Source organism: Streptomyces sp. CB03238 (genome assembly GCF_002099185.1).
In the GTDB taxonomy this organism is placed as follows: domain Bacteria; phylum Actinomycetota; class Actinomycetes; order Streptomycetales; family Streptomycetaceae; genus Streptomyces.
The window spans coordinates 69,324-84,588 of the sequence record NZ_NBCN01000016.1; the positions used below are offsets into that span (position 1 = coordinate 69,324).

Below are 15,265 nucleotides of genomic sequence, written 5' to 3' on the forward strand. Positions count from 1 at the left end.
GCCGGGCCGGGGGCTCAGCCCTTGACGGCGCCGGTGAGCATGCCCTTCCTGAAGTGCTTCTGGACGAAGGGCGACGCGATCGCGACCGGCACCAGGGCCAGCACCATGACCGCCATCTGCACGGACAACGGCGACAGCTGATTGGTCCTGATCATCTGGCCGAGCCCGGTCGGGGGTTCCTGCTTCTGCACGATCTGGATCATGACGTTCTGCAGCGGCATCATGTCCTGGTCGGTGAGGTAGATGGAGGCGTTGAACCACGCGCTCCAGTACCCGACCGCGTAGAACAGCGAGATCACGGCCAGCACCGCCCGGGACAGCGGCATGACGATCCGCCACAGGATCCGCACGTCGCCCGCCCCGTCGATCCGGGCGCTGTCGATCAGCTCCGGCGAGATGTTCATGAAGAACGCCCGCAGCACCAGAATGTTGAAGACACTCACCGCACTCGGCAGGATCAGCGCCAGATACGTGTCGGTCAGGCCCAGCGCCTGCACCAGCAGATACGTCGGGATCAGTCCCGCGCCGAAGAACATCGTCGCCAGCAGGGTCATCAGCACCCAGCGGTGTCCGAGCGAGCCGGGGCGCGACAGCCCGTACGCGCACAGCACCGACACCGTCATGCTGAACAGGGTGCCCACGGCGGTGACACCGAGGCTGACCAGCGCCGCCCGCTGCACCTGGCCCCCGCCCAGCAGCTCCTGATAGGCGACGAACGTGATGTCCCGCGGGATCACGACCAGGCCCCCGGCCCGGCTGATGGTCTGCGGCGTGGACAGGCTGGTGACGATCACGATCCACAGCGGGAAGAGGACCGCGAGGCACGCGCCGGCCAGCACGATGCCCTTGCCCGCGAGGCCCGTCCTGCTCGGCGGCTCCTCCCACACCGGCCGGGGCGGCGCGGCCCACCGGCTCACGGCACTCACTTCCTGTACACCCCCTGCTCGCCCATGAGATGGGCGACCTTGTTGGCCGCCAGGACCAGCCCCAGCCCGACGACACCCTTGATGAGGCCCGCGGCCGCGGCGTAACTGAAGTCCTGGTTGCGGATGCCGTTCCACCACACGTACGTGTCGAGCACCTCGGCGGCGTCCGGGCCCACCGCCTCGCGCTGGAGCAGCAGTTGCTCGAAGCCCACGGTCAGCGCGTCACCGACCCGCAGCACCAGCAGCAGGGCGATCACCGGGCGCAGCGCGGGCAGTGTCACATGCCACATGCGCCGCCAGCGCCCGGCCCCGTCCATCGCGGCCGCCTCGTACAGGTCGTTGCTGACGGACGACAGCGCGGCCAGGAAGACGATGATGCCCCAGCCCGCGTCCTTCCAGACGCCCTCCGCCGTCACCAGGAGCTTGAAGATTCCCGGGTCGGTCATCAGGTCGAAGCCCTCGATGCCGTGCTGCCGCAGCGTCTGGGCGATGATGCCCGCGCCGCCGAAGATCTGCTGGAAGACGGTGATGACCAGCACCCAGGAGAAGAAGTGCGGCAGATACAGGATCGCCTGGGCGACCGCGCGCACCCGGGGGCGGACGATGCTGTTGATCAGCAGTGCCAGCAGGACGGGGACCGGGAAGAACAGCACCAGCTGGAGGAAGAACAGCACCAGGGTGTTCTCGACCGCCCGCCAGAACGCCGAGTCGGCGAAGATCCGCTCGAACTGGGCGAACCCGGTCCACGGGCTCTCCAGCATGGCGATGAAGCCGTTCTCGCTGAGATACGGGTCGTAGTCCTGGAACGCCACGACATTGCCGAGGATCGGTACGTAGGTGAAGACCAGGACCAGCAGCAGCGCGGGCACGGTCATCAGCAGGAGCGTGCGGTCCCGCCGCCACCTGAGGCGCCGGCTGGGCTTCCCGGCGGTTCTCCCGCCGCCGCGGCCGTCCGGGCCGGGCGGGTTCGCGGCGTGGAGCGCGGGGGCCGCCGGGCGGGGCGGCACGCCGTCACCGGACGCGCCCCGCGCACCGGGTGCGTCCGCGGCGTCTTCCCGGGCCGGGCCGGGCGCGCCCGGCACCGTGCTGTGCTGCGACACGGTTTCCCTCCTCGCGTCTGTCTCGCGCGCGGCCGGTCAGTTCGCAGCGGCCGAGCCGGTCGCCGAGCCGGTCTCGTCGAGCAGCTTCCGGTACCAGTCGCGCAGCTGGTCGCCGCCCTTGTCACGCCACTCCGACACGGCCTGCTGGACGTCGCCGATCTTCTTGCGGCCGCGCACGACGTCGTCCTCCAACTGCTCGAAGTCGTCCGCGAGGTTGGCCCAGCGGGCCGGCTCGGTGATGGTCAGCCCGTAGAAGGAGGTCTTCCTGGTGAAGGCGCCCATCCGCTGCTGCCACCCGACCTGGAGCCGGGTGATGTCGGGCCGGTCGGGGTGGGCGATGTACGCGGCCGGGTCGCCCAGGTAGTCGAAGGCGCCCACGACCTGGAGGTTGCCGGTGTCGTTCTTGACCGGCAGGCCCTTCTCCAGCGTGTAGTGGGTGCCTTCGACGCCGTAGTCCGTGAGCATGCGCTCCTTGGTGCCGTACGGCGCGGCGCAGAAGTTCGCGATGGCGAGGACGTCCTTGACGACGGCCTCGGAGGCCTTGGTGCTGACGAAGGTCCAGATGTTCGCCGGCTGGGTGGCGTAGAGGACCGGGTCGGAGCCGTCGTGTCCGGTGATGTCGAAGGCGCCCATCCGGAAGCCGGGGTTGCGCGCGGCCTGTTCGGCGCTCTTGCTGTACCAGTGGGAGAGGTCCTGGTTGTAGACGAGGACCTGGCCGGCGGTGAAGCGGTTGCCCGGGTCCCCCTGTGTGGAGCCCGCCCTGGCGTCCGGGTGGACGACACCCGCCGCGAAGAGCTTGCGCGTCCACTCCAGGGCCTCGAGGTACTCCTCGGTCTCCACGCGGTTGACCAGCTTGCCGTCGACCAGGTTCCACCACAGCGCCTTGTCGCCGCCGGGCAGGACGCCGAACATGCTGAAGGCGGTCCACTTCATGTCGTCGCAGGCCCACACCTTCGCCCGCGCGTCGGTGGCCTCCTTCGCCCAGGCGAGGAACGCGTCCGCGCTCTTCGGCACCGGGTAGCCCTCCTTCTCGAAGACGTCCTGCCGGTAGAAGGGCGCGATGTTGACGACGGACGAGCCGGGCATCGGGATGCCGCGCAGCGCGCCGCCGAAGATGGAGCGCTGCCACGCGTCCGTCGGTACGGCGGCCAGGTTCGGGTAGGCCTTGACCTTGTCGCCGGAGAGGTACGGGCCGAGGTCGGCGAACTTGGCGCCGACGGCGCTCGGGATCTTGCCGGTGAGGTTCCAGGCGGGCACGACCACCACGTCGGGGATGTCGCTGGAGGCGAGCACCGCGCCCAGTTTCTCGTCGTACGTGTTGCCGTCCTGGTTCTGCCAGACGGTCCGGACGCCGATGGCCTCGTCCATGGCCCTGTAGTACGCGTTGTCGCTCTTGGGCGGGCTGCCCCACAGCGGCGCCATGATCCGGACGGTGCTTCCCCGGCCCGCCTTCCGCGTCACCGACGTCTTCAGCCGCTCCGTCGCGATCGCCGTGGTGAAACCGGCCGAGGAGCCGTTCTTCGACGGGAGGTCGGGCGCGACGACGTTCTGCGCCACGAAGGCCGGAAGGATCTTCCTTGCGTCCTTGCCGGAGGTGGTGCCGTCCTTCTTCGCACGCGGCGCGCCCCCGCAGGCCGCGAGCAGGGGCACCCCGCCGGCCACCGCGGTCGCGGCGAGGGCCGTGGAGGCGAGGAAGCTTCGCCGGCCGACGCCGGAGCCCGGGGCGGTGGTCGGTGCGGGGGAGGAGCTCGGCGTCATTGCGTCAACCCTTCATGGCGCGCCAGGACACCCGGCGGATGCCCGCCGGTCGGCTGCGGTGTCGGTGCGGGCGGGAACTGGCCCAATGGAAGCGGCAGTTCGTCGAAGCGCTTCGATATTGCTGCGAGGTTAAGTGAACCCCTGCGGCCGCACAAGGGTCGATGGCAATATTGCTGGGACCTGCCCGGGGCGCGCTGGCCCGCAACGTGCCACGGTGGCCGCCGGGTTGGTGCCGCGCCGTGTCTTGACACCCGGCCTCGGCCGACCCGAGCATCGAAGCGCTTCGAAGGAGCGCGTTCCGAACTCCGTAAGAACTCCGCAAGGGGAACCGCACGTGACCGCAGACCGGCCGCCCTTCCGCGACCCGCAGCTGCCCCTGGCCAAGCGCGTCGACGATCTGCTCGGGCGCCTCACGCCCGCCGAACGGATCGCGATGCTCCACCAGTTCGCGCCCGCCGTCGACCGCCTGGGCGTCGCCGCCTTCCGCACCGGCCAGGAAGCCCTCCACGGCGTCGCCTGGATGGGCCCCGCGACCGTCTTCCCCCAGGCCGTCGGCCTCGGCGCCACCTGGAACGACGACCTCGTGCGCCGCGTCGGCGAAGCCGTCGGCAACGAGGCGCGGGCCATGCGCGCCCGGGACGACCGCGTCGGCCTCAACGTCTGGGCCCCCACCGTCAACCTGCTGCGCAACCCCCTGTGGGGGCGCGGCGAGGAGGGCTACTCCGAGGACCCCGCCCTCACCTCCGCCATCGCCGTCGCCTACACGCGCGGCCTGCGCGGCGACCACCCCACCTACTGGCGCACCGCACCGGTCCTCAAGCACTGGCTCGCCCACAACAACGAGACCGACCGGGACACCACCTCCGCCTCCGTACGCCCCCGCGTCCTGCACGAGTACGACCTGCGCGCCTTCCGCCCCGCCGTCGAGGCGGGCGCCGTGGCCGGCGTCATGCCCGCCTACAACCTGGTCAACGGCCGCCCCAACCACCTCTCGCCCCACCTGCGCGACCACCTGCGCACCTGGACCGACCGTGAACTCCTCGTCTGCTCCGACGCCGGCGCGCCCAGCAACCTGGTCGACTCCGAGCACTACTTCGCCACCCACGAGGAAGCCACCGCCGCCGCCCTGCGCGCCGGAGTCGACAGCTTCACCGACCACGGCACCGACAGCACCACCACCGTGGCCCGGCTGCGCGGCGCCCTCGACCGGGGGCTCATCGACGAAACCGACATCGACACCGCCGTACGCCGCCAGCTCCACGTCCGCTTCTCGCTCGGCGAGTTCGACCCGGACCTCGACCCCTACGCGGCGACGACGGCCTTCGACACCGACGAGCACCGCGCCCTCGCCCAGGAGGCCGCCGAACAGGCCGTCGTGCTCCTCACCAACGACGGGACCCTGCCGCTGGACGCGGCCGCCCGGCCGCGCGTCGCCGTCGTCGGCCACCTCGCCGACGCGTGCAAGCTCGACTGGTACAGCGGCACCCTCATCCACCGCTCCACACCCCTGGACGGCCTGCGGGAACGGTTCGGCGCCGAGAACGTCACCCACGCCGAAGGCACCGACCGGGTACGGCTGCGCTGCGCCGCCGGGTACCTCCGCGTTCCTGACTCCGAGGCCCCCACCGGCACCCGCGGCGCCGAGGGCTCCCTCGACCCCGCCCTCCTCACCGGCCGCACCGACCTGCCGCCCCTCCACCCGGACGCCCACGGCACCGAACTCGCCCTCACCGACTGGGGCGACGGCGTCCTCACCCTCCGCGCGCCGGACGGCCGCCACCTCTCCGTCGCCGACGACGGCCTGGTACGCGCCTCCGCCGACCAGCCGGGCGGCTGGGTCGTCCAGGAGACGTTCCGGCTCGAACCCCATGCCGACGGTCACCTCCTGAAGCACATCGGGACGGGTGGGTACGTCTCCGTCGCCGCCGACGGCGCGAAGGTTGCCGCCCACGCCGACCAGGCCGAGGTCTTCACGGTCGTCACCACCGAGCGCGGCGCGGACGCGGTCGCCAGGGCGGCCGCCGGCGCGGACGTCGTCATCGTCGTCGCCGGCAACGACCCGCACATCAACGGCCGCGAGACCGAGGACCGCACCACGCTCGCCCTGCCCGCCGCCCAGGACCGGCTCTGGCGCGCCGCCCACGCGGCCAACCCGCGCACCGTGCTCGTCCTCGTCTCCTCCTACCCGTACGCCGTGCCCGACGCCGCCACCGAGCTGCCCGCCCTGCTGTGGACCGCGCACGGCGGGCAGGCCGCCGGCACCGCCCTCGCCCGCGTCCTCGCCGGGGACGTCTCCCCGGCCGGGCGGCTGCCCCAGACGTGGTACGCCACGGACGACGACCTGCCGGGCCTGCTGGACTACGACATCATCGGCAGCCGCCAGACCTACCTCTACTTCGACGGCACCCCCCTGTTCCCGTTCGGCCACGGCCTGTCGTACGCGTCCTACGCCTACGCCGACGCCACCGCCGAGCGCCACGACGGGACGCGGACGATCCGGGTCGCGTTCACCGTCACCAACACAGGGCCCGTCGCCGCCGACGAGGTCGCCCAGCTGTACGTACGGGCCGTCGCGCCCTCCGTGCCCCGGCCGCTGCGGGAACTCGTCGGGCACCGGCGCGTCCACCTCGCGCCCGGCGAGGCGCGGCGCCTGGAGTTCGACGTGCCCGTCCCCGCGCTCGGGTTCTGGGACGTCGCCCACGGCCGCTGGACGGTCGAGCCGGGGGCGTACACGTTCCTCGCCGGCGCCTCCAGCACCGACATCCGGCTGACCGCCACCGTCACCGTCGACGGCCCGGCCCGCGCCCCGCGTCCGGTCCTCGACCGGCCCCTCGCCGCCGCCGACTACGACGAGGAACACCTCACCGAGCTGGCCGACCGCACCAAGGTCCGCGGCGACTGCGTCACGCCGGCCGCCCCCGGCCGCGCGGGCGGCCTGCTCTTCCGCGACTGCGACTTCGCCACCGGCGCCTCGGCCGCCGCCCTGGAGGTCTCCGGCACCGGCACGGTCACCCTCACCCTCGGCGACGGCACCGCGCTCGCCTCCGTGGACGTGGCGGCGCCCGGCGGCCCGTACGACTACACCACCCTCACCACACCCGTCGACGTACGGGGCGTGCGGGACGTACGCGTCGGGCTGACCGGCACCGTACGGCTGGCGTCCCTCACCTTCACCCGCTGAGGGCACCCGGCCCGAACTGCGCCCGCCGCCGGGGCGGGGCACGCTTGAACCGTGAAGAATCCCGGGGAGACGGGCTCGGGCCTGCGGTCGCTGGGCGCCGCCCTGTCCGACGTCATGCGGCGGACGGGTGCCACCATCGGCATGGTGTACCTGCGGCCGCCGGGGGACAGCGCGCTGCGGCTGGCGGTGCTGAGCGGCGTCTCCCTGGAGTTCGCCGCGCCCTGGATGCGGGTGGCGCCGCGTGACCCCGTCCCGGTGGCGGACGCCGTGGCCGAGCGGCGCCTGGTGTGGATCGGGGACCGGGAGGAGATGGCCCGCCGCTACCCCCGGCCGGGCCTCGTCCTGCCGTACCCGTTCTCCCTGGCCGCCGCGCCGATCGCCGACGGCCCGGCCGCCGGGGGCGGCCTGGTGCTGCTGTGGCCCGGAGGCCACGCGCCGCAGCTCTCGGCACCCGAGGAGGACGCCGTCCGGGCCGGTTGCGACCGGATGGCGCTGGTGCTGGCGCGGGCCGTCGACCGGGGCAGCCCCGTCCTGCCGGGGGCGCAGCCGTGGATCGTCCGGCCCTCCCGGCGCACCCCCGGGCCCGTCGAGGCCACGGCGGCGGTGTAGTTCATCGACCGCCTGCCCGGGGGAAGCTGCGCGCTGGACCTGAACGGCCGCATCACGTTCATCACCGCGGACGCCGCCGACCTGCTGGGAGCGGAGGCCGAGGACCTGACCGGCGCCCTGCCGTGGGAGGCCCTGCCGTGGATGGACGACCCCGCCGTCGAGGACCGGTACCGGGCCGCGGTCATCAGCCGCCGGACCACGTCGTTCACCGTCCTCCGGCCGCCCGACAACTGGCTGCGCTTCGAACTGCACCCGGACGCCACCGGCGTCAGCGTCCGCATCACCCCGGCCGCCGCTGCCGCCGACCGGGGCGACGAGGCCACCATCGCCGCCCCGGAACACACGGCGCACTCGCCGCTGCCGAGCCGGGCCACCGCCCTGTACCACCTGATGCACCTGGCCGCCACGCTCACCGAGGCCGTCGGTGTACAGGACGTGGTGAACCAGGCCGCCGACCAGATCACGCCCGCCCTCGGCGCCCACGCCCTCGCCCTGCTCACCACGGAGGACGGCCGGCTGCGGGTCGTCGGCCACCGCGGGTACACCACCGACGCCATGGCCCGGTTCGACTCCGCGCCCGTGACCTCGGACACCCCGGCCGTACGCGTCCTGACCAGCGCAGCCCCGCTCTTCTTCGGCAGCCGCGAGGAACTCGAACGCGACTACCCGTCCGCCTTCGTGCTCGACAGCGAGGGCGCCGCCTGGGCCTTGCTCCCACTGATCGCCTCCGGTCGCCCGGTCGGCTCGCTGATCATCGCCTACGACCGGCCCCGGCCGTTCCACCCCGGAGAGCGCGCCATCCTCACCTCCCTGGCCGGGCTGATCGCCCAGGCCCTGGACCGGGCCCGGCTCTACGACAGCAAGCACGAGCTCGCCCACCGCCTCCAGGCAGGCCTCCTCCCGCACACCCTGCCCCACATCCCCGGCCTGGAGGTCGCCTGCCGCTACCTCCCCGCCGGCCACGGCACGGGCATCGGCGGCGACTTCTACGACCTGATCAGGCTCAGCGGCACGACCGCCGCCGCGACCATCGGCGACGTCCAGGGCCACAACGTCGAGGCGGCCGCCCTCATGGGCCAGGTACGAGCCGCCGTCCACGCGAGCGCCGGCGCGCCGCCCGGCGAGGTCCTCGCCCGCACCAACCGCCTGCTCACCGACCTCGACCCGGGCCTGTTCACCAGCTGCCTGTACGCGCACATCGACCTCAGGCACCACCGGGCGCTGCTCGCCACCGCCGGGCACCCTCCTCCCCTCGTACGCCACCCCGACGGGCACACCGAGGTGCTCGACCTGCCTCCCGGCCTCCTCCTCGGCATCGACCCGGCCGCCGACTACCCCACGGCCGGGGTCACCCTGCCCATCGGCACCGTGCTGGCCCTCTACACCGACGGCCTCGTCGAGGCACCCGGCGTCGACATCGACGACGCGACCGCCGAACTGGCCGGGAAACTCGCCGAGGGCGAGGCGCTGAGCATGGACGACCTCGCCGACACGCTCATCGGCCACGCCCACGGCCCGGCGCCCCGCGACGACGACATCGCCCTGCTCCTCCTCCGTACGACCGCGCCGTCATGAGCCCCGTGGCTCAGCGTGCCGAGAAGCCGTGCACCGTCGTCGACCGGTAGGTCTCCCCCGGCCGCAGCACCGTCGACGGGAACGTGGCCTGGTTGGGCGAGTCGGGGAAGGCTTGCGTCTCCAGGCACAGCCCGTCGCCCTGCCGGTACGTACGCCCCGACGGCCCGGCCAGCGTGCCGTCCAGGAAGTTCCCCGAGTAGAACTGCACGCCCGGCTCCGTCGTCGCGATCGTCATCGTGCGCCCCGATCCGGGGTCGCGCAGCGTCGCGAAGGGCTCCGGCCGGTCCGTGACGCCCTTGTCCAGCACCCAGTTGTGGTCGTACCCCTTGGCCAGGACCAGCTGCGGGTGCGTCGTACGGATGTCCTCGCCGATGGTCTTGCCGTGCCGGAAGTCGAACGGCGTGCCCGCGACCCTCGCCCGCTCACCGGTGGGGATCAGGGTCGCGTCGGTCGGCGTGTAGCGGGACGCGGCGAGCCGCAGCTCGTGGCCGAGGATGTCGCCGCCGCCTTCGCCCGCGAGGTTGTAGTACGTGTGGTTCGTCAGGTTCACCACCGTCGCCCGGTCGGTGGTCGCCGTGTAGTCGACGCGCCAGTCCCCGCGCGCGGTGAGGGTGTACGTCACCGTCACCTTCAGGGTGCCCGGGTAGCCCATCTCGCCGTCCGCGCTCACATACCGCAGCACCAGCCCCACACCCGTGGCGTCCGTGAACGGCTCCACGTCCCACACGCGCTTGTCGAACCCCTCAGCGCCGCCGTGCAGACTGTTGGGCCCGTCGTTCACGGACAGCTGGTAGGTCGTACCGTCCAGGGTGAAGCGGCCGCCGGCGATCCGGTTGCCGTACCGGCCGATCAGCGCGCCGAAGAACGGCGACGACGACACATAGGCGTCGAGGTCGTCGAAGCCCAGCGACACATTGGCGTACCGGCCGCGCCGGTCCGGTATCTCCAGGGACTGGACGATGCCGCCGTACGACAGCACCTTCAGCCGGGTCCCGCCGTTCTCCAGCGTCCAGCGGTACACCTTCGTGCCGTCGTCGAGCGTCCCGAAGAGCTCCCTCACCGGCTTCCTTCCGTTCGAGGCGTACGACGGGGAGCCCGCCGCCGCCATGAGTCCCGTGGCGGCCGCGGCCGCCAGCACCGTGCGTCTGCTCGTTTCCATCCACAACTCCTCGGGAAGAACGGTTACTTGCCGGCCTTGCGCTTGTTCCAGACGTCGAACCCGACCGCCGCCAGCAGCACCAGGCCCTTGATGACCTGCTGGTAGTCCGTGCCGATGCCGACCAGCGACATCCCGTTGTTGAGCACGCCCAGCACCAGGCCGCCGATCACGGCACCCATCACCGTGCCGACGCCGCCGCTCATCGAGGCGCCGCCGATGAACGCCGCGGCGATCGCCTCCAGTTCGAAGTTCAGGCCCGCCTGCGGGGTGCCCGCGTTCAGCCGCGCCGCGTACACACAGCCCGCCAGCGCCGCCAGCACGCCCATGTTGACGAAGACCAGGAAGGTGACCCGCTTGTCCTTGACGCCCGACAGCTTCGCCGCCGCCTTGTTGCCGCCCAGCGCGTACACATGGCGCCCGATGACCGCGTTGCGCATCACATAGCCCAGCCCGATCAGCAGCGCGCACATGATGAGCATGACCACCGGTACGCCGTGGAAGCTGGCCAGCGTCAGCGTGAACGCCACCACCGCGGCCGTGATCGCCACGCACTTCAGCGCCCAGATGCCGGCCGGCAGCACGTCCAGCTCGTACGCCACCTGCCGCCGCCGGTCGCGCCACTCGCGCAGCAGCAGGAAGACGACCGCGACGAGCCCGAGGAACAGGGTGGGGTTGTGGTACTGGGTGTAGGGGCCCATCTCGGGGATGAAGCCCTTGGCGATGTTCTGGAAGCCCTCCGGGAACGGGGCGATCGACTGGCCCTCCAGCACGATCTGCGTCAGGCCCCGGAAGAGCAGCATGCCGGCCAGCGTCACGATGAACGACGGGATGCCGACGTACGCGATGAAGAACCCCTGCCAGGCGCCCGCGACCGCGCCGATCAGCAGCGACAGCACCAGCGCCAGCACCCACGGCATGTCGTGTTTGACCATCATCACCGCCGACATGGCGCCGACGAACGCGACGACCGAACCGACGGACAGGTCGATGTGGCCGGCGATGATGACGATCATCATGCCCATGGCCAGGATGAGGATGTAGCCGTTCTGCTGGATCAGGTTGGAGACGTTGTTCGGCAGCAGCAGCGTGCCGTCGGTCCAGATCTGGAACAGCACGACGATGAACGCGAGGGCGATCAGCATGCCGTACTGGCGCATGTTGCCGCGCAGCCCGTTCAGCAGCAGGGCCGCTGTCGAGGGCTGCGGCGGGGCGTCCTGTGGCTGGGGACGCGGGGGAGTGGTCGTGGTGGTCATGACGGTGCCTCAGCTTCTGTTCATGGTCATCTGGCGCATCAGGACTTCCTGGGTGGCCTCCGCGCGGGCGACCTCACCGGTCAGCCGGCCTGAAGCCATCGTGTAGATCCGGTCGCACATCCCGAGCAGCTCCGGCAGTTCGGAGGAGATGAACAGCACGGCCTTGCCCTGCGCCGCGAGCCGGTCGATGACGGTGTAGATCTCGTACTTGGCGCCCACGTCGATCCCGCGCGTCGGCTCGTCGAGGATCAGCACCTCGGGGTCGGCGTGGATCCACTTGCTGAGGACGACCTTCTGCTGGTTGCCGCCCGACAGCCGCCCCACCTGTTCGAAGACGGTCGGCGCCTTGATGTTCATGGTGGTGCGGTAGCGCTCGGCGACCCGGCGCTCGTGGTGCTCGTCCACGACCCCCCGGCGCCGCATCCCGGGCAGGGAGGCCAGCGAGATGTTGCGGTTGATGGTGTCGATGAGGTTCAGGCCGTACTGCTTGCGGTCCTCGGTGCAGTACGCCAGGCCCGCGTCGATCGCCGCCGGCACGGTCTTCGTCACCACTTCGCGCCCGCCGACCTCGACCGTCCCGGCCACGTACTGGCCGTAACTGCGCCCGAAGACGGACATCGCGAGCTCCGTGCGGCCCGCGCCCATGAGCCCCGCGATGCCCACGATCTCGCCGCGCCGCACGGTCAGCGACACGTCGTCGACGACCGTGCGCTGGTGGTCGACAGGGTGGCGGACCGTCCAGCCGCGCACGCTCAGCGCGACCTGGCCGGCGTCCTCGCCCTCGTACGGCGTACGGTCCGGGAAGCGCTGGTCGAGGTCGCGGCCGACCATGCCCCGGATGATCCGGTCCTCCGACAGCCGGGGCTCGTCGTCCGGGGTCTCGCGGACCGTGAGGGTCTCGATGGTCCGCCCGTCGCGGAGGATCGTCACCGCGTCGGTGATCCGCCGGATCTCGTTCAGCTTGTGCGAGATGATGATGCAGGCGATGCCCTGGTCGCGCAGCTCCAGGATCAGGTCCAGGAGCTTCGCGCTGTCCTCGTCGTTGAGCGCGGCCGTCGGCTCGTCCAGGATGAGCAGCTTCACCTCCTTGGCCAGCGCCTTGGCGATCTCCACCAGCTGCTGTTTGCCCACGCCGATGTCGGTGACCGGCGTCTGCGGCTTCTCGCGCAGCCCCACGCGCTTCAGCAGGACGCCCGCCCGGCGCAGCGTCTCGTTCCAGTCGATGACACCGTTGGTGGCCTGTTCGTTGCCGAGGAAGATGTTCTCGGCGATCGACAGGTACGGGACGAGCGCCAGCTCCTGGTGGATGATCACGATGCCGTGCCGCTCACTGGCGCGGATGTCCTTGAAGGCCACCGGCTCGCCCTCGAACCGGATCTCACCCTCGTACGAGCCGTGCGGATGGACCCCGCTGAGCACCTTCATCAGCGTCGACTTGCCCGCGCCGTTCTCGCCGCAGATCGCGTGGACCTCCCCGGCCCGCACCGTCAGGTTCACTTCGGAGAGCGCCGTGACGCCGGGGAACGTCTTGGTGATCCCGCGCATCTCCAGTACGGGGCGGCCGCTCACCGCAGCTGCCCGGCGGTGAAGTAGCCCTCGTCGACGAGGAGCCGCGTGTTCGACTGGTCGATGCTGACCGGGTCCAGCAGGAACGACGGCACGGTCTTCTTGCCGTTGTGGTAGTCCGTGGTGTTGTTGACCTCGGGCTTCTTCCCGTTGAGGACCGCGTCGCCCATCTTCACCGCCTGCGCGGCCAGCTTGCGCGTGTCCTTGAAAACGGTCTGCGTCTGCTCGCCCCGGATGATCGACTTCACCGAGGCCAGCTCGGCGTCCTGCCCGGTGACGACCGGCAGCGGCCGGCTCTTGGTGCCGTAACCGGCGCTCTTGAGGGCCGAGATGATGCCGATGGAGATCCCGTCGTAGGGGGACAGGACCGCGTCGACGCGCTCCTCGCCGTAGTTCTTGCTGATCAGGTCGTCCATCCGCTTCTGCGCGGTGCCGCCGTCCCAGCGGAGCGTGGTCGCCTGGTTCATCCGGGTCTGCTTGCTGCGCACCACGAGCCGGCCGCCGGCGAGGTACGGCTGGAGCACCTTCATGGCGCCGTTCCAGAAGTACTTGGTGTTGTTGTCGTCCGGCGAGCCCGCGAACAGCTCGATGTTGTACGACTTCCCCTCGGCGTCCGGCGGGCCCAGCTTCAGCGCGTCGACGATGTACTTCGCCTCCAGCTCACCCACCCGCTCGTTGTCGAACGACGCGTAGTAGTCGACGTGCTCGGTGCCCATGATGAGGCGGTCGTACGAGATCACGGGGATCCCCGCGTCCTCCGCCCGCTGGAGCACCTCGGTGAGCGCGGAGCCGTCGATGGCGGCGACCACCAGCAGCTTGCGCCCCTTGGTGATCATGTTCTCGATCTGGGCGATCTGGTTCTCGACCTTGTCGTCGCCGTACTGGAGGTCGGTGTCGTAACCCGCCTTCTCGAACTGCTCGGCCATGTTCTGCCCGTCGGCTATCCACCGCTCGGAGGCCTTGGTGGGCATGGCGAGCCCGATGGTGCCGCCCTTGCCTCCTGACGCCTTGTAGCGGCTGCCGCCCCTGGCCTCCTGGCCGCAGGCGGCGAGCGAGAGGGTGAGCAGGGCGGCGAGCGACACCGCCATGGTGGTTCTGCGGGTGATGCGCATGGTTCAGTGGCCTTCCGGGACGGGGAAACGGCGGAGCTCCCCCGGCAGTCGCGAGCCGAGCGGGGACATCCCGCCGTCCGCGCCGTGCCGGGCCAGCAGGTCGAGGACGAGCCGCCCCCGGCGGACCCGCTCGCGGGCAGTGGCGAGCGCGGTGTCGCGCAGCTGCGCGCCGTACGGGTAGATGCCTGGGGAGCGGCTCAGGCCGAACTTCAGGTAGAGCGGCGCGCCGCGCCGGATCAGCTCGGCCGCCTCGTACATCCGGATGTAACCGCCGAGGTCGTCGGGCGCCTCGACGTACATGTCCATCGGCGCGCGGGCGGCCAGCCGGATCTCGGTGAGGTGGTCCAGGGTCAGGTCGGACGGCACGTTGATGGAGTCCGCGCCGAGCGCCTCGTACACGGCGTACGAGGCCGGGTTGACCGGGCCGGTGAGCGCGGACAGCTTGAGCGTGGTGCCGGCGGGCAGGTGCCCGGCCGCACGCAGCCGGTGCAGCGTCCACAGCACGCCCTCGTCGGCGACGAGCAGGCAGCGCACCCCGAGTCCGGTGGCGCGGCAGGCGTCCTCGACACAGCCGGCGAGCGCGTCGTGCCCCCGGGCGCGCAGCCCGGCGCCGCCCGAGTCGGTGCGGGTGCCCGCGCCGATGTCCCAGGTGCCGCGCGGGCCGGTGAACAGGCACAGCTCGATGTCCCGTTCGGCGCAGGACTCCACCATCTCGGTGATCTCGGAGTCGGTGAGCATCCAGACGCCGCTGCCCTGGCTGATGCGGTGGATCGGTACGTCGAGCCGGGAACTCTCCTTGAGGACGACGGCCAGGGCCTCCGGGCCCTCCACGGAGGGGATCTCGGTGCGCCAGGTGCCACCGTCGGGGAAGGCGTGCGGCGAGGCGTCGGCCGGGTCGACGGCGGGCGCCGGATGGCCGATGGCGGCCAGGGCGTCGGCGCCGGGACGGCGAGGTGCTGACGGGGCGGTCACAGGACTCCAATGTTCGATATTTCGGACGTGGTTCGTGGAGTTGGGTGTACGGCG

General features: G+C 71.5%; 9 protein-coding genes and 1 pseudogene. 2 read left to right on the forward strand and 8 right to left on the reverse strand.

Annotation, left to right across the window (positions count from 1 at the left end; translation table 11 throughout):
- Positions 1-14: 14 nt before the first annotated feature.
- From BKD26_RS26795 to BKD26_RS26805, 3 genes are read right to left on the reverse strand one after another with little or no spacing between them, the layout of a single operon-like run.
- Positions 15-926 carry a carbohydrate ABC transporter permease gene (locus BKD26_RS26795; protein WP_084903110.1) on the reverse strand — a complete coding sequence of 304 codons (912 nt, stop codon included), beginning with the start codon at positions 924-926 and terminating at the stop codon, positions 15-17.
- The gene (locus BKD26_RS26800; protein WP_241518863.1) at positions 923-2,026 is read right to left on the reverse strand and encodes an ABC transporter permease subunit; all 1,104 of its coding nucleotides are present in this window, start codon (positions 2,024-2,026) and stop codon (positions 923-925) included. Before BKD26_RS26800 ends, BKD26_RS26795 begins: the two co-directional genes overlap by 4 nt.
- A 36-nt stretch (positions 2,027-2,062) precedes the next feature.
- Positions 2,063-3,784, reverse strand: coding sequence for an extracellular solute-binding protein (locus BKD26_RS26805; protein WP_084903113.1), 1,722 nt, complete (start codon positions 3,782-3,784; stop codon positions 2,063-2,065).
- Positions 3,785-4,118: 334 nt separating this feature from the next.
- Here BKD26_RS26805 and BKD26_RS26810 point away from each other — a divergent pair, with 334 nt between their 5' ends.
- Together BKD26_RS26810 and BKD26_RS26815 are read left to right on the forward strand one after the other, a co-directional pair.
- On the forward strand, positions 4,119-6,965 hold the full coding sequence (locus BKD26_RS26810) for a glycoside hydrolase family 3 protein (protein WP_241518864.1): 2,847 nt from the start codon (positions 4,119-4,121) through the stop codon (positions 6,963-6,965).
- 114 nt (positions 6,966-7,079) lie between these two features.
- A pseudogene (locus BKD26_RS26815) lies at positions 7,080-9,149 on the forward strand (SpoIIE family protein phosphatase).
- Positions 9,150-9,159: 10 nt separating this feature from the next.
- Here BKD26_RS26815 and BKD26_RS26820 read toward each other — a convergent pair.
- The 5 genes from BKD26_RS26820 to BKD26_RS26840 are packed head-to-tail and all read right to left on the reverse strand — an operon-like array spanning position 9,160 to position 15,211.
- A complete protein-coding gene (locus BKD26_RS26820; RefSeq protein ID WP_084903114.1) occupies positions 9,160-10,308 on the reverse strand; it encodes an aldose epimerase family protein in 1,149 nt (382 codons plus the stop codon).
- 23 nt (positions 10,309-10,331) lie between these two features.
- Positions 10,332-11,561, reverse strand: a complete 1,230-nt coding sequence (gene mmsB / locus BKD26_RS26825; protein ID WP_193791269.1) for a multiple monosaccharide ABC transporter permease — start codon at positions 11,559-11,561, stop codon at positions 10,332-10,334.
- 9 nt (positions 11,562-11,570) lie between these two features.
- Positions 11,571-13,106 carry a multiple monosaccharide ABC transporter ATP-binding protein gene (mmsA, locus tag BKD26_RS26830; protein ID WP_084903336.1) on the reverse strand — a complete coding sequence of 512 codons (1,536 nt, stop codon included), beginning with the start codon at positions 13,104-13,106 and terminating at the stop codon, positions 11,571-11,573.
- Positions 13,107-13,126: 20 nt separating this feature from the next.
- Entirely contained in the window at positions 13,127-14,239 is a 1,113-nt protein-coding gene (chvE, locus tag BKD26_RS26835; RefSeq protein WP_084903117.1) for a multiple monosaccharide ABC transporter substrate-binding protein, read from the reverse strand.
- A 3-nt stretch (positions 14,240-14,242) separates the two neighbouring features.
- On the reverse strand, positions 14,243-15,211 hold the full coding sequence (locus BKD26_RS26840; protein ID WP_084903119.1) for a hypothetical protein: 969 nt from the start codon (positions 15,209-15,211) through the stop codon (positions 14,243-14,245).
- Positions 15,212-15,265: the final 54 nt, after the last annotated feature.

Coding starts and splice junctions, on each gene's coding strand:
- mmsA (WP_084903336.1), bottom strand. CDS start 13,106: ATGCGCGGGATCACCAAGACGTTCCCCGGCGTCACGGCGCTCTCCGAA.
- BKD26_RS26805 (WP_084903113.1), bottom strand. CDS start 3,784: ATGACGCCGAGCTCCTCCCCCGCACCGACCACCGCCCCGGGCTCCGGC.
- chvE (WP_084903117.1), bottom strand. CDS start 14,239: ATGCGCATCACCCGCAGAACCACCATGGCGGTGTCGCTCGCCGCCCTG.
- BKD26_RS26820 (WP_084903114.1), bottom strand. CDS start 10,308: ATGGAAACGAGCAGACGCACGGTGCTGGCGGCCGCGGCCGCCACGGGA.
- mmsB (WP_193791269.1), bottom strand. CDS start 11,561: ATGACCACCACGACCACTCCCCCGCGTCCCCAGCCACAGGACGCCCCG.